We start from the raw sequence: 351 nt of genomic DNA, 5'->3' as shown, positions 1-351 counted from the left end.
ATCTGATGGAAGCGCTGCTGCCGTCGCTGATCAGCAAAGAGTCCCCCGCCGGTTACAAAGGCACGGCACTGGGGCTTTACGCCCCCAGCCAGTTCCGCGGCGTGGCGCTGGGCGGCGCGCTTGGCGGGTGGGGCGCCGGCCGGTTTGGTTCACAAACCCGGTTTGTAGCGGGCCCCCAGCGGGCAACCCGCAGGCAGCGGGGGGGCCGCCCCCAGCAAGCGCCCCCCGCCCTGCCCGGCCAGCTTGCCGCAGCAGGTTTCCCGGCGGCCGAGCACTGGTTATTTTATCTGGTCACGCTGCTGATTTCGTTTGTCTCTGTCGTGCCGTTCATCATCTACGCCGAAGTGAAGC

The 351-nt window shown here is 67.5% G+C and carries 1 pseudogene; it reads left to right on the top strand.

Going from position 1 to position 351, the window contains the following annotated elements:
* Positions 1–351: pseudogene (locus tag A6013_RS27730) on the top strand (hypothetical protein); the annotation flags it as partial.

Origin of the sequence: Enterobacter sp. IF2SW-B1 (assembly GCF_001743375.1) — a bacterium.
Taxonomy (GTDB): Bacteria; Pseudomonadota; Gammaproteobacteria; order Enterobacterales; family Enterobacteriaceae; genus Enterobacter; species Enterobacter bugandensis.
Note: the sequence above shows the minus strand (reverse complement) of the source record. Positions and strands in the feature narration are given on the sequence as shown.